Origin of the sequence: Streptomyces sp. AP-93 (assembly GCF_022808175.1) — a bacterium.
GTDB lineage: Bacteria > Actinomycetota > Actinomycetes > Streptomycetales > Streptomycetaceae > Streptomyces.
In genome coordinates this window covers 302,776-320,526 of sequence record NZ_JALGBX010000002.1, presented here as the reverse complement: position 1 = coordinate 320,526, position 17,751 = coordinate 302,776, and the positions used below count along the sequence as shown (strand labels likewise).

The window sequence follows — 17,751 nt, the reverse complement described above, 5'->3', positions numbered from 1 at the left end:
GTCGCGCGCGTGCGGCAGTGGGTGTCGGGCCGGCGCGTTGGGGCCGGTCAGCAGCGAGAGGTGGTTCACCGGTGGCCATGTACGAGAACGGCGCGCCTGCGCATTCGATCGCGGAGGCGGTGTGGGTGAAAGCCCGGGCGAGCGATGCTTTCAACAACTGCGTTGAAATTTCACGGATCGGTGACGGAGGGGTCGCCTTAAGGAACTCGCGCTACCCCGAGGGTCCGGCCCTGGTGTTCACGCGTTCGGAAATCCTGGCGTTTCTGGATGGTGCGGTGAAGGGTGAGTTCGACGGGATGACTGTCTGAAAATGCTTGGCCCGGGCTTGTGGTGGCTGCATGTGCCCCTGACGATTGCCGCGAGACGGAAATCCGCCTCCGGATATCTAGGAGCACGTGTGGCCGCCAAGGCCTTTGGCATCGTTCACGCCGTCGGTTCCAGCGCGCCGGCCCCGGTGGCGGGCGCCTCGGCGCAGGTGCCCCGGCAGCTGCTCGGGGCCGCTCTGCGCACCCACCGCAAGGCCGCGGGCTGGACCTTGGTCCAAGTCGCCGCCCACGGGGTGGTCAGCTCGCCCTCCGTGCTGAGCCGCATCGAGAACGGCATGGACAACGCCGCCATCAGCCGGGAGCGGGTGGAGCGGCTGCTCGACTTCTACCAGGTCCGGGACCGGGTCCTGCGTGATGCGGCGGTCCGGCACCTGGAGGAAACCCTCAACGGGCGGCAGCGGTGGTGGTCGGACTACCGCGATGTGGTGGACCAGACGCTGGGCGACCTGCTGAACGTGGAGAGCACCGCCCGGGAGATCACCTCCTTCGAAGCGGTCCACATCCCCGGTCTGCTCCAGATCCCTTCCTACGCCGAAGCCGTCATGAAGGTTCCCTACCTCGGGGGCGAGGTCGACGCCGCGAAGGTCAAGCGGCGGATGGACGTCCGTCGGCGGCGCCAGCAGGTCCTGGACGAGGACGATGTCCCCGAGTACTCGGCGATCATCGACGAATCCGTGCTGCGGCGCTGGGTCGGTGACAAGACGGTGATGAGGGAGCAGCTCAGGAAGCTGTACTCCTTCGCGGAGAACCGCTCACGGGTGCACATCCGCATCCTGCCCGCCCGGAACTGGAAGGACGCCTCGCCGGTCACCACGTCGATGTCGCTGTTCAAGTTCCCCGATGGGGCAGGGGACGACATGGTCTACGCCGAGGCGTCCAACCTCGGTGCGCGGTGGCTGAAGGCCGAGGAGATCGACCTCCACCGGGCTTCCCTGGAGCAGGTGATGAAGTACAGCCTCGGGAAAGCCGAGAGCCTTGCCTTCCTCCAGCTGCTCATCGACCAGCTGCTCATCGACGAGTGTGCGGACTGACCGACTACGGGATGCGTGCCACGCCGCCGTATCCGATCCATTCCCGGGTCGACTGGCGGGGGGAGAGCTCGGCGTCGGGATACCACTCGGACACCTCCACGGGTGCCTCGTGGCGGAGCATCTCGAAGCCGTCGAAGAAGCGGCCGACCTCCTGCAGCGAGCGGACCTGCCCCCACGCGCCTCCCACCGTCTCCCGCATGAACGCGGTGACCCGCTCGCGCAGGACGGGGTCGTCGCTGGCGAGCTGCGAGATGACCAGGTAGCTGCCGGCGGGCAGGTGCCGGGCGACCTCGCGGACGAGCTGCCAGGGGTCGTCGGAGTCCGGGAGGCAGTCGAGCACGGAGACGAAGAGGGCGGCGACCGGCTCGCCGCCCTCCAGGAGCCGCTCGATCTCGGAGGTCCCGAAGATGCCCTCGGTGTCGCGGATGTCGGCCTCTATGACCGCGGTGGTGGCCAGGTCCTCTTCGAGAAGGAGCCGCCCGTGGGCGTGGACGATCGGATCGCGATCGATGTAGAGGACGCGTGCCGAGGGGTCCGCCCGCTGGGCGGTCTCGTGGACGTTGGGGCGGGTGGGGAGCCCGGAGCCGTGGTCGAGGAAGCGTCGGACGCCTCGTTCGGCGGAGAGGTAGCGCACCGCGCGCGTCAGGAAGGCCCGGTTGATCCGGACCACCTCCCTGGTGGAGGGCGCGATGCGCAGCAGGTCCGCGCAGGCTTCCCGGTCGGCCGGGTAATTGTCCGTACCGCCGAGGAGGTGGTCGTACATTCTGGCAACGCTCGGTTTGCTGAGATCGAGTTGGATGGCCTGCTCCCCGCATTGCGCTGCCCCCGCACACCGCTGGACCGGTGGCGGATCACCTTTGCGCAGGCCCGACATGCTAGGAGCAATAGCCTCTCGGGACTACCCGGCCGTGACACAAATCGGCCGGGGAAGCGGAGTTTGCATATGCCGTTGGAATGCGGCGGCGGCGGGGGCCTCCACGGGCGGGCCGGACCCGGTCGGGGAAGATGGCGCGATCTGATCGGCGGTGGTCACGGGTTCGAGCGTGAGCCGGCGCGGTGGGTACGGGTGGGCCGGGCCGGCCCGGTCGGGAACCGGCCCGGCCCCGGCCGTCAGGTGCGGCGGATCCGCTGGTACGTGACCGAGGTCCGGTCGGCCCACACCGCGGGCGCGCACATCCAGAGCGCCTCGGGGGGTGCCCCGAACCAGACCACGCCGGTCACCGTCGCGAACGTCAGGGCGGAACTCCAGCGCACGACCACCGAAAGGGTGGAGGCGATCGCGGTTTGGGCGGTGAGGTGGATCGGAATGCTAATGTCTGGCGGCACTGGAAGACGGGAAATCAGCTTCCGGTAAAAACGTTCGATCAACTCGTACTCCTCTACACGGGATGGGCGGTTGGCTCGGACGGCGGGGCCCTGAGGAGTCGACCCTCGGGGCCCTTTTCGTGCGCTCCGGTCCGCAGACAATCACGCGCGGCGGGTAGTCGCCACGGTGTGACTCCACGTGAAAACAAAGGGTGCGGTTCCGCTTCATTTCGCCGAGGGGCATTCCGCGCTCAGAAGATATAAGGATGGGGAGCCGATATGATCGCCAGCCGGTCCCGAACCGGTCGGAAATCTTCGACAATCTTCGACCGGGGCTCCCGGCAAGGCGGCGGCCCGTGCAAGCGGAGCCGGTTCCGGCTTTTCGATGTTCACTCGATCGGTGCAACCCGGGCTGTCGCCACCACGCGCCGGTGCACATCCACGGGCCCGCGCCCCCGGACGTCGCTCCAGGCCGGAGACGGTGCGGGGCCGGAGCGGAATGGAATCGGCCGGAGAGCATCGAACTCCAGCCGTGTCAAGGTTCCTTGACAGCTCCTCATGTGTCAAGGAGCCTTGACAGTCGCTTCGTTGATGAAAGGGGCCGGACATGCGCTGGGTTGACGAGGGAGGCCGCCACGAGGGACACCTCGCCGCGGTGCTCGCGGACGGGAGCGAGCCGGGGCCCGCGGCCGACGGGAACACCCTGTGGTGGGTCTACAACGGCGCCGACGCCCCCCGCGCCATCGGTGTGCGGGGCGCATGCTCGTGCGGCTGGCGCGGCGGTCCGGTCCACCCGATCGACTTCGGCGACGACATGGCGACCGAGGGGTACGAGGAGCGAACCGGCCCGTACGCGGACTGGGACTTCCACGTCACGCAGGTGGAGGGGGTCGTGCCGCCCGACGTGGACGAGCTGCTGGCTTCGCTGCGGCAGCGCATCGGGGAGCTGAGCGCGAGCGGGCAGGCCCTCACCGCGCTGAGGGTCGCGGCCCGCGTCGAGAGGACGGGCCGCGAGACCGGCGTGGAAGCGGTGCGCTCCGGGCGCCGCCAGCTGGTGCGGTGGGAGGCGATCGGCAAGGCGTACGGGATCAGCCGCCAGGCCGCGCAGCAGCGCTTCGCCCGCCACGTCCAGGACTAGGCCGTCTCTTTCGGATCTTGCCTGGCCCGGACCTCGCCGCGCACCGGAAGGGCCGGGCCCCGGCCTTGGAACCGCCGTCGGACCCGGCCCCTTCGCCCTAGTTCTCCAGGAACGCCAGCATGACGTTGGCCAGCAGGTACGGGTCGTCCGCGCCGCACAGTTCGCGGGCGCTGTGCATCGAGAGGATGGCCACGCCGATGTCGACCGTCTGAATGCCGTGCCGGGCCGCGGTGATCGGGCCGATCGTCGTGCCGCACGGCATCGAGTTGTTGGAGACGAAGGTCTGCCACGGGACGCCGGCGCGCTCGCAGGCGCTCACGAACACCGCGCGGCCGCTGCCGTCGGTCGCGTAGCGCTGGTTGACGTTGACCTTCAGGATCGGGCCGCCGTTGGCGCGCGGGTGGTGCGAGGGGTCGTGCCGCTCCGCGTAGTTGGGGTGCACGGCGTGGCCGGTGTCCGAGGAGAGGCAGATGGCACCGGCGAAGGCCCGCGCGCGGTCCTCGTAGGAACCGCCGCGCGAGAAGACTGAACGTTCCAGCACGTTGCCCAGCAGGGGCCCGTCCGCGCCGGTGTCCGACTGCGAGCCGTTCTCCTCGTGGTCGAAGGCGGCCAGGACGGGGATGTGGTCGAGCGTGCCGGCCGTGGAGGCCGCGACGAGGGCCGCGACGGCCGCGTGGACCGACAGCAGGTTGTCCATGCGGGGGCCCGCGAGGAGCTCGCGGTCGCGGCCCAGGTAGGCCGGGGGCTCGATCGAATGGACCATCAGGTCCCAGCCGGCCACGGAGCCGCGGTCGAGGCCTTCCTCGTCCTCCAGGAAGGCGATCAGGTCGCCTTCGTGGACGTCGCCGAGGCCCCAGATCGGCTGCATGTGCCGCTGCTTGTCCAGCTTGAGCCCGTCGGTGTTCACCGACCGGTCCAGGTGCACGGCGAGTTGGGGTACGCGCATCAGCGCACGGTCGATGTTGACGAGCCGTTCGGTGCCGTCGAGCAGGGTGAGGCGTCCGGCCAGGCCCAGGTCGCGGTCGAGCCAGGTGTTGAGCAGGGTGCCGCCGTAGATCTCCACGGCGATCTGCCGCCAGCCCTGGGCGCCGGTGTCGGGCAGCGGCTTGACCCGGAGGTTGGGGGAGTCGGTGTGCGCGCCGATGATCCGGAACGGGGTGTGCGCGGCGGCGCCTTCGGGCACGTACCAGGCGATGATCGCGCCCCCGCGGAGTACGAACTTGCCTCCCGTGCTCGCGTCCCAAGCGTCGGTCTCGGCCAACTGCCTGAATCCGGCCTTCTCCAGCCGCTCGGCCGCATTGGCCACGGCGTGGTACTGCGACGGACTCGCCGCCAGGAAGGTCATCAGGTCGTCGGTGTGGCCGCGGTCGAAGCGGGCGGCGGCGGGAGAGCTCATATGGTTCACCTTAACGACGGTCGTGTTCGTCATGGCCGGACTCGGCGGATAGCCGGAGGAGGGCCGCGGGGGGTGTGTCCCGGGGCACCCGGTGCTCGTCAGCCCGGCGGACGGTCGAAGCGGCGCTGCAGCTGTCTGCGCTCGCCCCGGCGGATGCGCGGGAGCATTTCCGGGGTCTGCGCGGAGCGCTGCGCGCGCCTCTTGCGTCCGGCGCAGAAGATACAGGCCTCACCGGGAGGGGCGTCGGGATCGATGGGTGCGCCGGGGTGCTCGGAGCAGCCGGAGGCGTTGCGCGGCCGGGACAGCTCGCGGGCCACGATGAAGGCGCGGTGCAGGTCGTCGGCCATCGCGACGAAGTCCTCGGGGGGCGAGGACAGGCTCAGGTGGAAGCGCCGCTCCTCGACCGTGCGCAGGCAGCCGTGCAGCGCCTGGAGGTCGTACGGGGGCTCGGGCACGGGGTAACCGAGCCGCCGCTGCTCCGCGGCGGGCGGGGCGGCGGACGCGGCCCGGGCGCCCTGCGCGCGCAGTCCGAGGCGGCGCCGGTCGTTGCAGATCAGGCAGCGTCCCCAGCCGTCGGGCGCCTCGGGGTCCAGCGCGCCGTTGGGGTGCTCCGGGCAGCCGGTGTAGCTCTTGGCGGGGGCGAGCCCGGCGGCGGTCTGGAAGGCGGTGTAGAGGGCGTCGGCCACCGATTCGTACTCGGTGGGGTGGGCGCCCTCGTAGAGCTCCTTGAGGTGGTCTCCGAGGCTGCCCACGGCGGACTGCAGCTCCTTGAGGGCATAGGGGCGCCCGGTCGGGACCGAGTACCCCCTGCTGCCGCGCTGCTGCTCCTGTGGACTCATACCCACGAGCGTCCCACGAACCACCGACATCCCGGGAACCCCGCAGCCCACAGGCGGTACGGGGCTGCGCAGGGGAGCCGGAGCCGCGCGCACGCCGACGGCCGGGCCCCCGTGCGGAGGGCCCGGCCGTCGGCGCGTACGTACACCGCGTACAGCTGGGGGGAGGCGGGGACGGGCCTTAGAAGGCGGCCTCGTCGAGCTCCATCAGGGTGTTGTCGACGGACTCGGCGAGCGCGCGGGCCACCGAGACGCCCGGCAGGATCTGGGAGGCGAAGAACTTCGCCGCCGCGATCTTGCCGGTGTAGAACGCCACGTCCTTGGCGGAGGCGGCCGGCAGCTTCTCGGCGGCCACGGCCGCGCCCTTGAGGAGCAGGTAGCCGACGACCACGTCACCGGAGGCCATCAGCAGCCGGGTGGTGTTCTGGCCGACCTTGTAGATGTTTTTGACGTCCTCGCCGGTGGCGGTGAGGTCCACGATCATCTGGCCGACGATGGCCTCCAGGTCGACGGCCGCCTTGGCGAGCGCGTCGCGGGCCGGGGCGAGGTCCTCGCCGCCGGGGCCCTCGGCCAGGAACTTCTTCATCGTCTCGGAGAGGACGTTGAGGGAAGCACCCTGGTCGCGGACGATCTTCCGGAAGAAGAAGTCCTGGCCCTGGATGGCCGTGGTGCCCTCGTAGAGGGTGTCGATCTTGGCGTCGCGGATGTACTGCTCGATCGGGTATTCCTGCAGGTAGCCCGAGCCGCCGAAGGTCTGGAGCGACTGCGCGAGCTGTTCGTAGGACCTCTCGGAGCCGTAGCCCTTCACGATCGGCAGGAGCAGGTCGTTGAGGCCCACGAGGGAGGCGGTGTCCTCGCCGGCGGCCTGCCCCAGCTGGATCTCGTCCTGGATCGAGGCGGTGTACAGCACCAGGGCGCGCATGCCCTCGGCGTACGCCTTCTGCGTCATGAGCGAGCGGCGCACGTCGGGGTGGTGCGTGATGGTGACCTTGGGGGCCGCCTTGTCCATGAACTCGGCCAGGTCCGGACCCTGCACGCGCTCCTTGGCGTACTCCAGCGCGTTCAGGTAGCCGGTCGACAGGGTCGCGATGGCCTTCGTGCCGACCATCATCCGGGCGAACTCGATGATCATGAACATCTGGCGGATGCCGTCGTGCTTGTCACCGATCAGCCAGCCCTTGGCGGGGTGCTGGTCGCCGAAGGTCATCTCGCACGTGTTGGACGCCTTGAGGCCCATCTTGTGCTCGACGTTCGTCGCGTAGACGCCGTTGCGCTCGCCCAGCTCGCCGGTCTCCCGGTCGAAGTGGAACTTCGGGACCAGGAAGAGGGAGAGGCCCTTCGTGCCCGGGCCGTGGCCCTCGGGGCGCGCGAGGACGTAGTGGAGGATGTTCTCCTCCATGTCGTGCTCGCCGGAGGTGATGAAGCGCTTCACGCCCTCGATGTGCCAGGAGCCGTCGTCCTGCAGGACCGCCTTGGTGCGGCCGGCGCCGACGTCCGAGCCGGCGTCCGGCTCGGTGAGGACCATCGTGGAGCCCCAGCGCTTCTCGACGGCGAGCGCGGCTATCTTCTTCTGGACCTCGTTGCCCTCTTCGAAGAGGACGCCGGCGAACGCCGGGCCGGAGGAGTACATCCAGACGGCCGGGTTCGCGCCCAGGATCGTCTCGGCGAAGGCCCAGATCAGGGAGCGGGGCGAGGTGGTGCCGCCGATCTCCTCGGGCAGGCCCAGGCGCCAGTACTCGGAGTCCATGAAGGCCTTGTAGCTCTTCTTGAAGGACGCCGGGACGGGCGCGGTGTTCGTGGCCGGGTCGAAGACGGGCGGGTTGCGGTCGGCGTCCTCGAAGGAGGCGGCCAGCTCGTTCTCTGAGAGCTTGGCGATCTCGCTGAGGATCGTCTTGGCGGTCTCGGTGTCCATCTCACCGAACGGGCCAGTGCCGTACACGTTGTCGCGGCCGAGTACCTCGAAGAGGTTGAACTCGATGTCGCGGAGATTCGACTTGTAGTGCCCCATGGCGACGGCTCCGTTAAGGCTCGGTGAGAGTGGTTCCTCGTGCATACCAATCGGTAACGTAATGATGCTACCCACGGGTAATAACGGCAACCCTTCCGTGGTGACTGTGACCAGGGTCAAGTTCGAGCTCGCACCGGACGCTCCGGCTCCCGGGCCCCTGGACCACTCCCCATTGCAGCCCCGGCGCGTCGAGCAGGGCTAGGCCCCGGCCGGATTCGCCGTCCCCCGCCGGAGCTCGAAGCCCACTGACCGGAACTCGACGTCCCGCCGGGCCACCGCCTCGGTAGGCTTCGGGCCATGTACGGCTACGACCAGAACGTGAGCGCGGGGCAGCAGGGCGGCTACGCCCAGCCCCAGCAGGGCTACGCGCAGCAGCAGCCTCAGCAGCCGCTGTACCCCGAGCCCTCGCCGCCCTCCCTCGCGGACGCGGTACGCGCCTTCACGACCGGGTCGCTGTCCGCCGAGGACTTCCAGCAGATCTTCGCCTCCTCGAAGGTCTACTGCCCGCGCGGCGACACCCCGGGATTCCTCGCGCTGCACAACACGCAGCAGCCGGTCATCCCGATGTTCACCACGCTCAAGGAGCTGCGCCGGTACGCCGGCAAGGAGTCCAAGTACTTCGTGATCACCGGCGCCGAGGTGATCGACCTGCTGCCCACCGGCTACGGCTTCGTCCTCGACATGGAGGGCGACCACCGGATGGTCTTCGACGCGAAGGCGGTCGAGCAGATGGTCGACTTCGCCATGCGCCGCATGTACGGCTAGAAGCCGACGGTCGGGCCGGTAGGGGGCGGACATGCTGCGCGTGCACTTCGAGGCCGAGGACCTGCTCAACGTCACCTTCGCGAGCGAGCCCCAGCCCCTGGTGGAGCTGGCCCTCGCGCTGGTCGCCGCGCAGCGTACGGACCAGCAGGCGGTTTTCGGCCGCTGGCGGAGCCTCGCCGCGCGGGAGCTGCCGGGGCGGGTGCGGCCGCTGTTCGACCTGCTGCGCCCCGACGGCGACAACCCGCAGTTCGTGGAGCCGTACGTGCGCAGCCTGGAGGAGGGCCTCGCCGTCATCCGGGACCGGGTCCCCTTCCTCACGCCGGAGGGGCTGGCCCGCGCCGCCGTCCGCGCGCCCGGGTCTCCGTCCTGGCTGCGCGCCCTGTGGGGGCAGGACCGGGAGGCCCGGGAGCAGCTCGACTCCGCGCTCCGGTCCGCGTACGACGTCCTCATCGCCCCGCACTGGCCGCGGATCCGGCAGTCCTTCCAGGCGGACGTGGCCTGGCGGACCCGGCTGCTGGCCGCGCACGGGATCAAGGCCTGCCTGGCGAGCACGCACCCGGAGGCCGACTGGTCGGGCCTGGTCTTCGAGGTGGGCCGGCCGCCGGACTACGAGGTACGGCTCGGCGGGCGCGGGCTGGTGCTGATGCCCTCGCCGTTCTGGACGGGCCGCCCGCTGCTGGACGATCAGCCGGACGGGACGTACGTACTCCTCTACCCGGCGCTGACCCCCCTGCCGCTGGTGTCCCCGGACCGGGCGGACGGCGCGCTTGACGCGCTGCTGGGGCGGACCCGGGCGGCCGTGCTCCAGCTGCTGATCGAGCAGCGGACCACCTCCGAGCTGGCCCGCGACCTCCACATCAGCCTCCCGTCGGTCTCGGAGCACACCCGCACCCTGCGCGCGGCGGGCCTGATCACCACGGCGCGGGACGGCAAGGCGGTCCTGCACTCCGCGACGGCCCTGGGCGTGGACCTCCTCCACAGCGGCGCCTGAGCGCAGCTTTCGGCGGTACCCGAAAGGATCGCGGCGGCGGCCGGGAGTCCCGAACATCAGTGCTGCGGGGGGAAGCCCGCTCCTACTGACAGGGGGACCGTGATGGCACGTACGTCCTTACGCACGAAGCTCGGATCAGTGGCGGCCGCGGGGGTGATGGCGCTGGGTACGGGGGTCCTGGCGGCAGCACCGGCCGAGGCCGTCGCGACCTACTGCCCGAGCGGGTACGCCTGCATCTACTGGGGCACCACCGAGGGCAGCGGGATCCGCGACATGTGGAAGTACGCGGGCGTCTACAAGATCTACTCCTACGAGGGCACGCACCTCGTCAAGAACAACCAGACCCACGGCTGGAAGATCTGGCTGTGCCACAACACCAACGGCACCGACTGTGACGGCGTGTGGCCGGGTCAGTCGATCCCGCTCAACATGACCCCGTACAACTCGGTCTCGATCCAGCCGTAGGCCCTTCGAGCCGTAGGCCTTCGGGCCCTGCCCGAAGGGATCGCGGCCGGCGGCCGCGACTCCCGAACACCGGGACTGCGGGGGATGCGCGGGGGGTCCCCCACAACCCCACTCGATTTCGATCTCGATCGATCCGGATTTCGACCTGAGGAGCCAGCCATGATTCGTACGCGCAAGACTTCGGCCACGCGTGCAGGGCTTCGTGCGAAGGCGGCCGCCGTCCTGGCGACCGTGGCCCTGACCATGGGCGTGGGCGTCCTCGCCGCGGCTCCGGCCGAGGCGGCGCCGGCCCACTGGTGCCGGTTCCACCCGACCTGCGACTGACGGGCCGCGCGCCGAGCGCGCAGCAGAGGGAACCTGAGACCCCGGGGAATTCCCCCGGGGTCTTCTCTGTTCTGTCGAGTGGCAGAAAGTTCGGGTTTCAACTAAACTCGACGCCAGAAGGAGGTTCCGACCATGCCTGCAGTGACTGTGGAGAACCCGTTGACGCTCCCGCGCGTCGGGGAGCCGGCCCAGGAGACGACCGCCCGCAAGGTGCTGGCCGTCACGACCGCCCCGGGTGGCTTCGAGGGTGAGGGATTCCCGGTGCGCCGTGCGTTCGCCGGGATCAACTACCAGTACCTCGACCCGTTCATCATGATGGACCAGATGGGCGAGGTGGAGTACGCCCCGGGCGAGCCCAAGGGCACCCCGTGGCACCCCCACCGCGGCTTCGAGACCGTCACCTACCTGATCGACGGAACCTTCGTCCACCAGGACAGCAACGGCGGCGGCGGAGTCATCAACGGCGGCGACACCCAGTGGATGACCGCCGGCAGCGGCCTGCTGCACATCGAGGCTCCGCCGGAGTCGCTCGTGGTGTCCGGCGGGCTCTTCCACGGCCTCCAGCTGTGGGTGAACCTCCCCGCCTCCGACAAGATGATGCCCCCGCGCTACCAGGACATCGGCGGCGGCCAGGTCCAGCTGCTCTCCACCCCGGACGGCGGCGCCCTGCTCCGCGTGATCGCCGGCGAGCTGGACGGCCACCAGGGCCCCGGCATCACCCACACCCCGATCACGATGATCCACGCGACGGTCGCACCCGGCGCGCAGATCACCCTCCCGTGGCGCGAGGACTTCAACGCCCTGGCGTACGTACTGGCCGGGCGCGGCTCGGTCGGCGAGGACCGGCGGCCCATCCACACCGGGCAGACCGCGGTCTTCGGCGAGGGCGGCTCGCTGACCCTGCGGGCCGACGAGGGCCAGGACTCCAACGCCCCCGCGCTGGAGATAGTCCTGCTCGGCGGGCAGCCGATCCGGGAGCCGATGGCGCACTACGGGCCGTTCGTGATGAACAGCAAGCACGAGCTGCAGCAGGCGTTCGACGACTTCCAGGCCGGCCGGCTGGGCCGGATCCCCACCACCGAGCGGACCGGCCTCGGCCACCGCGGAACGGGCGAGGCCGCGGAGGACTGACCCCGCCCCCCGGGGTGACGCCACCCCGGTGGCGTCCGAGCCCCGAGCCCCCCGTACGGCGAAGCCCCAGGCCACCGGCCCGGGGCTTCGCCGTGTAGTGCCCCGGCACGTCAGCGCGTCAGCGCCGGAGGGACTCAGCGCCGAAGCGCCTCTGCCGGTTCGATGCGGGCGGCGCGCCAGGCGGGGTAGAGGCCGGCGAGGACTCCGGTGAGGAGGCCGAGGAGGGGTGCGGTGGCGACGGTGGCGGGGTGGATGACGGGGGTCCAGTCGCGGATGACGGCGATGCTGACGACGGTGAGGGTGCCCAGGGAGGTGCCGACGAGTCCGCCGAGTGCGCCCAGGGCGCCTGATTCGGCGAGGAATTGGGTGGTGATGTGGCGGCCGCGGGCGCCGAGTGCGCGGCGCAGGCCGATTTCGCCGGTGCGTTCCAGGACGGCGACGAGGGTGGTGTTGGCGATGCCGACGGCTCCGATGACCAGGCAGATCCCGGCCAGGATGAGAAAGAGCTGCTGAAGGTCGGAGGTGACTCCGGAGCGCAGGGTGCGGGGGTCTGGTGGTGGGACGGCTTTGAGGTATTCGGGGTGGTCGGGGCGTAGTGCGGTGGGGGCGAGTTGGGCGACCTGTTGGGCGGCGCCGATGTCGGTGGCGATGAGCATGGTGGTGCCGCTGCTCTCGGGTGGGCCCCAGATTTCCTCGGCGGTGGTGCGGGGGATCGTGACGGTGAGGAGGAGGTCGGATTTGCGTTTGACGTCGTTGATGATTCCGATCACGGCGAAGGGCTCGGAGCCGATGAAGACGGCCGGCCGGGTGTCGAGGGTGGTGATGCCCAGGCGTGCGGCGACGGAGGAGCCGAGGACGGCGACGCGTTGCTTGGTGCTGGAGTGGTATTCGTCGTAGAGGCGGCCCTGGGCCATGGTGGGGGCGGCGGCCTGTAGTGCGCCGGGTGAGGCGGCGATGACGCCGGTGTTGTCGCCCTCGCCGGTGGTGCCGCCGACGGGGGCGGAGCGGACGCCGCCGTCGGTGTCGTCGAGGCGGACGGTGTAGAAGACGCCGGCGTGTTGGACTCCGCCCAGGCGTCCGACGCGTTCGTCGGCGTCGGCGGGGAATCCGGGGCCGGCGAAGTTGTTCTTCTCCTGGGCGATGTCCTCGATGGTCACTTCGGTGGCGGTGAGGAGGTTGAAGCGGGCGTCGATCTGGGAGGAGGTGGTGGCGGTGAGGCCGAGGACGGCGACGAAGGTGCCGACGCCGAGGACGGTTCCGAGGGCTGTCAGTGCCGAGCGGGCCGGGCGTTGCAGGATCCCGGCGAAGGCCTCGGAGACGTTGTCGCGTGCGGTGAAGCGGGAGGGCTCGACACGGACGGCGGCGCCGGACGGTCGTCCGCGCACGAGCCGGCGGAGCTGGGGCAGGCGGGGCAGGTTCATGCGGGGGCCTGTTCGCGCAGTATGCCGTCGCGGATCGCCACACTCCGGCCGCCGTGCGCGGCGACTTCCTGGTCGTGGGTGATGACGAGGACGGTCATTCCGTCGGCGTGGAGTTCGTCGAGGAGGGCCAGGACGGTGTCGGCGTTGACGGAGTCGAGGTTCCCGGTGGGTTCGTCGCACAGGAGCAGGGATGGGCGGGCGACCAGGGCCCGTGCGATGGCCACGCGTTGGCGTTCGCCGCCGGACAGGCGGGAGGGCAGCGCGTCGAGGCGGTGGGCGAGCCCGACCCGGGTGAGGGCCTCACGGGCGCGGGCAGGACGCTCCTTGCGGGGGACACCGTTGTAGAGCATGGCGAGGGCGACGTTCTCCAGGGCCGAGCGGTGTGGCAGGAGGTGGAAGGACTGGAAGACGAATCCGATGCGGCGCCCGCGCAGGGCGGTCCGGTCGCTGTCGCCGAGCGCGCCGGTGTCGATGCCGTCGATGAGGTAGTGGCCCTCGGTCGGTGCGTCGAGCAGACCCGCGATGTTGAGGAACGTCGACTTGCCGGAACCCGAGGGGCCGACCACGGTGACGAACTCCCCGCGCTGGATGGTGAGATCACACGGCTTGAACGCGGCCACCGGCGGGGGGCCCGGGTAAGTGAGACCCACTTTCCGGAACTCGATGACGGGCGGCACGGCCTCGGCTACGGCCTCGGCCACGGTCATGAACCGCCGCCGTTCTTACCGCCGTCGGCCTTGCCGCTGGTCTGTTTGTTCGGGACGCCCGGGTTGACTCCGATGACGACCGAGTCGCCGTCCGCGAGGGCGCCGTCGCCGGTGGGCCGGATCTCCACGTAGCCGTCGCCGGTCGTCCCGGGCCTTATCTCGACCCGGCGCTGGGCTCCCGTACCGTCCACGACGGTGACACTGGTACGGCCGTCGGTCCCGGCGGAGACGGCGGTCACCGGAACGACCAGCGCGTTCCCGTCGGTCGCGGCGGCCTCCACGGTCAGCCGTACGTCCTGGCCCGCGAGTTTGGAGTCCAGCGCGGCGACGGGCCGTACGAGCATCTCGTACCCGCTCGGACCGCCGGGAGCAGGAGCCTGCTGGCCCTGCCCGTCCCCCTGGCCGCCGTTCGGCGCGGCGGGTGGCGCCGACGCGGTGTCCGCGACCGACAGCACCTCGGCGGCCACCGTGACCCCGCTGGTCTCGGAGAGGATCTCGACCTTCTGCCCGGCGCGGACCAGGCCCTTCTGGTGCTCGGCGAGCTGGCCCCGTACGACCAGCGCGCCCGCGGACAGGGTCATCGCGGCGCCGCTGACCGGCGAGCCCGGGCGGACGCTGACCGTGTCGGCGCGGGCGGGGAAGGACTCCAGGAAGACGACCTCGCCGGCCGGGACCATGGGTCCGGCCGCCGCGCGGGCCTCGGTGAGGCGCTCGCGGGCCTTGGTCAGGTCCTCCTGGGCGCGCGCCACGGACCGGGCAGCGTCCTGACCGGACCCCTTGCCACCGGTACTCCCCGAACCCGAGGTGCCCTTGGAGCCCTCGGCGCCCGAGGAACCCGTACTCCCCGTACCGCCCGAGGAACCCGTGTTCGCGGCCTTCGCAGCGGCCTTGGCGTCCTCCACGGAGCGCTCGGCCGAAGTGACCGCGTCCTCGGCGGACTTCACGGCCTCACCCCGGTCGGCGACGGCGGGCAACGGGTCGTAGCCGATCGACTTGTAGAAGGAGGCCAGCGCCGCCTTCGTACCGGCGCCGAAGATGCCCGACCGGTCGGATCCCGTTCCGTGGCCGAGCCCGGCGAGGGCCTTCTGGAGCTGCTTCACGTCGTCACCGGTGGCACCCGGCTTCAGGTCCCGGTACACCGGCAGCGCGCCGGGCAGGGCGAAGACGGGACGGCCGGACACCTCCAGGAGCACCTTGCCCGCCCGGACGGGATCGCCCGGACGAACGGCGACCTTGGTCACCACGGGAGGGCCGGAACCCTCCCCGCCCGCCACCGCCGGGGTGACCTGGACGGCCTGGGCGGAGGTGACCGTGCCGCGCACGATGACGGTGTCACGCAGCACGCGCTTCTCCACCCGCGCGACGAGCACGTCCAACGGCGGCGGACCGGCCTCGGCAGCGGTCTGCGCCGGCGACTTGATCACCAGCGAGGCGGCGACACCGGCGGCGGACAGCAGTACGGCCCCCACCGCGACGGCCGCCACCCACGTGCGACGCCGGGACAGACCGGCGGAGGGCTCAGCGCCTTCGGACTCCCCGGCGGGCTCTGCGGGGCTTATCTCCGCCATGGGCCCTGTGGCCCCCGTGTCCCCCGTCATCCGGTGGCGCCCTGCCCGCTGGTCACCGACTGAGGCCGGCCACCGCACTTCTTCAAGGCGTTGCCCCCCTCCGGTGACTCCTTCAGGCCGAGCTCTTCCATGTCGTGCTGGGCAGTCTTCGGATCGGGATCGGGGAAGTTCGCCACCCCGTTCGCCCGCATGCAAGCGGTGAACGTCTTCGCCGCGGCGAGCTCTTCGGGGGTCGCCGGCGGAACCGACCGGCGGCTCTCGCAGGCGGCTTCGGCTTCCTTGACCTTGGTCAGATCCGCCTTGCTCGAATCCACGACCGGAATACCGGAATCCGTTTCCTTCATCGGCAGCCCCTTTTCCTTGAGGCACTGGAAAAAGTCGGCCTGCTTCGGATCGACCGCTCCCTTGGACCGCCCGGATTGCGGAGCAGAAGTGGAGGGCGAAACGGAGGGTGAAGCGGAGGGCGAACCCGAGCAGCCGGACAGCAGAAGAACGGTCGAAAGCAAAGCTGGGGCGGCCACAAATCGGGCTCGTCGGAATGGCACAGCAGTCCTCCTGAGGCATCGCGTATCACCGACACCCTAAGTGACAAACGCGATCGCGTTACCTGTACTCGAGTGCAGGTGGGAATCACGCCATGGCGTGATCGCGCACCTGCACTCAAGGGCAGTTGTAAACGCCCGCCATGGCGTGATCCACTCGTTGACGGTCAGGGCCCGGCCTGCAATGGCCTAGACCTCGACCATCGAAAGTCACAACGCCTTTAATGAAAGAGATGACTGATGAAGCTTCGTAATTCCCTGCGCGCCGTCGCGGCTGCCGGCCTGATTCTCGGCACCATCGGCGTCAGCGCCGGTACGGCCTCGGCCGCCGGCAAGGACGGCTGGCTCACGTCCGGGGAGTTCGGCCTGTTCTGCTTCCAGAACCAGCAGAACTCGGTCTTCGACCTCTACATCTCTGACACGAACTTCGCCGACGACTCCTTCAAGGGTTCGCAGAGCTGCGCCGGATCCACCACGAACGACAACACCGAGTCCTACTCGAACCAGGACTCCTTGCGGTGGAGCGTGCACACCGACTGGAACGGTGGGGGCACCGACGGCTTCATCCCGGCCGGCTACAAGGGCAACGCCAGCTCGACCTTCAAGAACACCATCTCCTCCGCCTACATCGCCTAGGCACATCCGCCTAGACCTCGCAAGCGACACGGCAGCTCCGCGCGTATACGCCGCGCGGAGCTGCCGTGCTCCGCATCCTAGCCGTCCCCGCATCGGAGTTTTATGTTTGCGCCGCGTCCCGTACCTACTGCCCTGACGGTGTCCACAGCCGTGCTGACGCTCCTTCTGACCGGGTGCTCACAGTCGGGCGGCGGCGACTCCGGCGAGGAACCCTCGATCGGCGCCGTGCCGGTGCTGCTCGAAAGCAAGACCCTCGCCTTCCCCCTGGCCTCCTACGAGCCGAACGCCCAGCAGAGCGGGCTGCTCGACGAGGCGCAGGACGTACTCATCGACCAGTGCATGCGACGCTACGGGTTCCGCTACGAGCTGCGGCGGTCGGCCGGCTCGGCGGCCACCGGCGACGAAGGCCGACGGTACGGACTCTCCGATGCCGCCGAGGCGGCCCAGTACGGCTACACGAACCCGGAGATCGGCCGCACCCAGAAGCCGCCGCAGAAACCCATGGGGCCCAACGAGAAGCTGGTGCTGGGCGGCCTGGAGGTAGACCCCTCCCTGCCGGTCCCGATGAACCAGGAAGAAGCGGAGAAGTCCGATGTGGCGGCCACGGTCGTCGGCGGGCAGAAGGTCCCGGCCGGCGGCTGCCGGCGCGAAAGCTTCCTCAAGCTGTACGCGCCGTCCAAGGACTCGGTGGACATCATGGTCTCGCAGAACTTCCGCTTCGACGGCTACGCCCGCTCCCAGGAGGACAGCCGGGTCCGCAAGGCCATCAAGTCGTGGAGCGAGTGCATGGGGAAGGCCGGGTACACCGTGGACAGCCCGATGGGCCCGCCACCCGGCATCGACGACTCCAACTTCAGCGGCCCGAAGGCGATTGCCATCGCCAAGCAGGACGTGCAGTGCAAGAAGGAGACCAACCTGGTGGGTATCTGGTACACGGTGGAGACCGCCTACCAGAAGCGGCTGGTCGAGCAGAACGCCGAGACCCTGGACCGGGCGAAGAAGCAGCTCGACGAGCGCATCAAGCTCGCCGCCTCACTGATCGCCGCGTCCTGACCCGTGGGGAAGCGAGCAGCCCGGCCGACCCCTGTCGCGGTACGGCGCCGTAGGAGTAAACGCGCCCTGGCGGCCGCAGTCGTGGCGGCGGCGGCCTGCGCCGGGGCG

The 17,751-nt window shown here is 70.1% G+C and carries 19 protein-coding genes; 10 read left to right on the top strand and 9 right to left on the bottom strand.

Annotated elements, in window-relative coordinates; translation table 11 throughout:
- Positions 1-77: 77 nt before the first annotated feature.
- On the top strand, positions 78-308 hold the full coding sequence (locus tag MTF69_RS04680) for a DUF397 domain-containing protein (protein WP_243331358.1): 231 nt from the start codon (positions 78-80) through the stop codon (positions 306-308).
- Between the two features lie 89 nt (positions 309-397).
- On the top strand, positions 398-1,357 hold the full coding sequence (locus MTF69_RS04675) for a helix-turn-helix transcriptional regulator (RefSeq protein WP_243330928.1): 960 nt from the start codon (positions 398-400) through the stop codon (positions 1,355-1,357).
- Positions 1,358-1,361: 4 nt separating this feature from the next.
- On the opposite strand, the gene MTF69_RS04670 is transcribed toward MTF69_RS04675, so the two are convergent.
- Positions 1,362-2,231 (bottom strand): SAM-dependent methyltransferase, encoded by an 870-nt coding sequence (locus MTF69_RS04670; protein ID WP_279345349.1) that lies wholly within the window; start codon positions 2,229-2,231, stop codon positions 1,362-1,364.
- A 236-nt stretch (positions 2,232-2,467) separates the two neighbouring features.
- Positions 2,468-2,725 (bottom strand): hypothetical protein, encoded by a 258-nt coding sequence (locus MTF69_RS04665; RefSeq protein ID WP_243330924.1) that lies wholly within the window; start codon positions 2,723-2,725, stop codon positions 2,468-2,470.
- Between the two features lie 544 nt (positions 2,726-3,269).
- On the opposite strand from MTF69_RS04665, the gene MTF69_RS04660 reads away from it, so the two are divergent.
- Positions 3,270-3,800 (top strand): hypothetical protein, encoded by a 531-nt coding sequence (locus tag MTF69_RS04660; RefSeq protein WP_243330922.1) that lies wholly within the window; start codon positions 3,270-3,272, stop codon positions 3,798-3,800.
- Between the two features lie 97 nt (positions 3,801-3,897).
- Here MTF69_RS04660 and MTF69_RS04655 read toward each other — a convergent pair whose 3' ends face one another.
- The 3 genes from MTF69_RS04655 to MTF69_RS04645 all read right to left on the bottom strand — a co-directional run bounded on the left by MTF69_RS04655 (position 3,898) and on the right by MTF69_RS04645 (position 8,040).
- Positions 3,898-5,196 (bottom strand): M18 family aminopeptidase, encoded by a 1,299-nt coding sequence (locus tag MTF69_RS04655; RefSeq protein WP_243330920.1) that lies wholly within the window; start codon positions 5,194-5,196, stop codon positions 3,898-3,900.
- A gap of 98 nt (positions 5,197-5,294) precedes the next feature.
- A complete protein-coding gene (locus MTF69_RS04650) occupies positions 5,295-6,035 on the bottom strand; it encodes a hypothetical protein (protein ID WP_243330918.1) in 741 nt (246 codons plus the stop codon).
- Positions 6,036-6,213: 178 nt separating this feature from the next.
- Positions 6,214-8,040, bottom strand: a complete 1,827-nt coding sequence (locus MTF69_RS04645) for an acyl-CoA dehydrogenase (protein ID WP_243331355.1) — start codon at positions 8,038-8,040, stop codon at positions 6,214-6,216.
- Positions 8,041-8,337: 297 nt separating this feature from the next.
- Here MTF69_RS04645 and MTF69_RS04640 point away from each other — a divergent pair, with 297 nt between their 5' ends.
- The 5 genes from MTF69_RS04640 to MTF69_RS04620 all read left to right on the top strand — a co-directional run bounded on the left by MTF69_RS04640 (position 8,338) and on the right by MTF69_RS04620 (position 11,716).
- Positions 8,338-8,805, top strand: coding sequence for an SseB family protein (locus MTF69_RS04640; RefSeq protein WP_243330916.1), 468 nt, complete (start codon positions 8,338-8,340; stop codon positions 8,803-8,805).
- Positions 8,806-8,836: 31 nt separating this feature from the next.
- Positions 8,837-9,796, top strand: coding sequence for a helix-turn-helix transcriptional regulator (locus MTF69_RS04635; protein ID WP_243330915.1), 960 nt, complete (start codon positions 8,837-8,839; stop codon positions 9,794-9,796).
- Positions 9,797-9,898: 102 nt separating this feature from the next.
- Positions 9,899-10,261 (top strand): hypothetical protein, encoded by a 363-nt coding sequence (locus MTF69_RS04630; RefSeq protein ID WP_243330913.1) that lies wholly within the window; start codon positions 9,899-9,901, stop codon positions 10,259-10,261.
- A gap of 159 nt (positions 10,262-10,420) precedes the next feature.
- Positions 10,421-10,585, top strand: coding sequence for a hypothetical protein (locus MTF69_RS04625; RefSeq protein ID WP_243330911.1), 165 nt, complete (start codon positions 10,421-10,423; stop codon positions 10,583-10,585).
- 132 nt (positions 10,586-10,717) lie between these two features.
- Entirely contained in the window at positions 10,718-11,716 is a 999-nt protein-coding gene (locus tag MTF69_RS04620) for a pirin family protein (protein WP_243330910.1), read from the top strand.
- A gap of 134 nt (positions 11,717-11,850) precedes the next feature.
- Here the strand turns inward: MTF69_RS04620 and MTF69_RS04615 are convergent, their stop codons facing one another.
- Genes MTF69_RS04615 through MTF69_RS04600 form a run of 4 tightly spaced genes read right to left on the bottom strand, consistent with a single transcriptional unit; the run spans position 11,851 to position 15,933 of the window.
- Positions 11,851-13,137, bottom strand: a complete 1,287-nt coding sequence (locus tag MTF69_RS04615) for an ABC transporter permease (RefSeq protein WP_243330909.1) — start codon at positions 13,135-13,137, stop codon at positions 11,851-11,853.
- Positions 13,134-13,844 (bottom strand): ABC transporter ATP-binding protein, encoded by a 711-nt coding sequence (locus MTF69_RS04610; protein WP_243330908.1) that lies wholly within the window; start codon positions 13,842-13,844, stop codon positions 13,134-13,136. Before MTF69_RS04610 ends, MTF69_RS04615 begins: the two co-directional genes overlap by 4 nt.
- The gene (locus MTF69_RS04605; RefSeq protein WP_243330907.1) at positions 13,841-15,412 is read right to left on the bottom strand and encodes a peptidoglycan-binding domain-containing protein; all 1,572 of its coding nucleotides are present in this window, start codon (positions 15,410-15,412) and stop codon (positions 13,841-13,843) included. The genes MTF69_RS04610 and MTF69_RS04605 overlap by 4 nt, the downstream gene beginning before the upstream one ends.
- A gap of 26 nt (positions 15,413-15,438) precedes the next feature.
- Positions 15,439-15,933 carry a hypothetical protein gene (locus MTF69_RS04600; protein ID WP_243330906.1) on the bottom strand — a complete coding sequence of 165 codons (495 nt, stop codon included), beginning with the start codon at positions 15,931-15,933 and terminating at the stop codon, positions 15,439-15,441.
- Between the two features lie 261 nt (positions 15,934-16,194).
- Here MTF69_RS04600 and MTF69_RS04595 point away from each other — a divergent pair, with 261 nt between their 5' ends.
- Together MTF69_RS04595 and MTF69_RS04590 are read left to right on the top strand one after the other, a co-directional pair.
- On the top strand, positions 16,195-16,590 hold the full coding sequence (locus MTF69_RS04595; protein ID WP_243330905.1) for a hypothetical protein: 396 nt from the start codon (positions 16,195-16,197) through the stop codon (positions 16,588-16,590).
- A 150-nt stretch (positions 16,591-16,740) separates the two neighbouring features.
- Positions 16,741-17,643: a hypothetical protein gene (locus MTF69_RS04590; protein ID WP_243330904.1), complete on the top strand. Its 903-nt coding sequence runs from the start codon at positions 16,741-16,743 to the stop codon at positions 17,641-17,643.
- Positions 17,644-17,751: the final 108 nt, after the last annotated feature.

Excerpts from the sequence above, each read along its gene's own strand:
- MTF69_RS04680 (WP_243331358.1), top strand. The coding sequence starts at position 78 with ATGTACGAGAACGGCGCGCCTGCGCATTCGATCGCGGAGGCGGTGTGG.
- MTF69_RS04670 (WP_279345349.1), bottom strand. The coding sequence starts at position 2,231 with ATGTCGGGCCTGCGCAAAGGTGATCCGCCACCGGTCCAGCGGTGTGCG.
- MTF69_RS04660 (WP_243330922.1), top strand. The coding sequence starts at position 3,270 with ATGCGCTGGGTTGACGAGGGAGGCCGCCACGAGGGACACCTCGCCGCG.
- MTF69_RS04655 (WP_243330920.1), bottom strand. The coding sequence starts at position 5,196 with ATGAGCTCTCCCGCCGCCGCCCGCTTCGACCGCGGCCACACCGACGAC.
- MTF69_RS04650 (WP_243330918.1), bottom strand. The coding sequence starts at position 6,035 with ATGAGTCCACAGGAGCAGCAGCGCGGCAGCAGGGGGTACTCGGTCCCG.
- MTF69_RS04645 (WP_243331355.1), bottom strand. The coding sequence starts at position 8,040 with ATGGGGCACTACAAGTCGAATCTCCGCGACATCGAGTTCAACCTCTTC.
- MTF69_RS04640 (WP_243330916.1), top strand. The coding sequence starts at position 8,338 with ATGTACGGCTACGACCAGAACGTGAGCGCGGGGCAGCAGGGCGGCTAC.
- MTF69_RS04635 (WP_243330915.1), top strand. The coding sequence starts at position 8,837 with ATGCTGCGCGTGCACTTCGAGGCCGAGGACCTGCTCAACGTCACCTTC.
- MTF69_RS04630 (WP_243330913.1), top strand. The coding sequence starts at position 9,899 with ATGGCACGTACGTCCTTACGCACGAAGCTCGGATCAGTGGCGGCCGCG.
- MTF69_RS04625 (WP_243330911.1), top strand. The coding sequence starts at position 10,421 with ATGATTCGTACGCGCAAGACTTCGGCCACGCGTGCAGGGCTTCGTGCG.
- MTF69_RS04620 (WP_243330910.1), top strand. The coding sequence starts at position 10,718 with ATGCCTGCAGTGACTGTGGAGAACCCGTTGACGCTCCCGCGCGTCGGG.
- MTF69_RS04615 (WP_243330909.1), bottom strand. The coding sequence starts at position 13,137 with ATGAACCTGCCCCGCCTGCCCCAGCTCCGCCGGCTCGTGCGCGGACGA.
- MTF69_RS04610 (WP_243330908.1), bottom strand. The coding sequence starts at position 13,844 with ATGACCGTGGCCGAGGCCGTAGCCGAGGCCGTGCCGCCCGTCATCGAG.
- MTF69_RS04605 (WP_243330907.1), bottom strand. The coding sequence starts at position 15,412 with ATGGCGGAGATAAGCCCCGCAGAGCCCGCCGGGGAGTCCGAAGGCGCT.
- MTF69_RS04595 (WP_243330905.1), top strand. The coding sequence starts at position 16,195 with ATGAAGCTTCGTAATTCCCTGCGCGCCGTCGCGGCTGCCGGCCTGATT.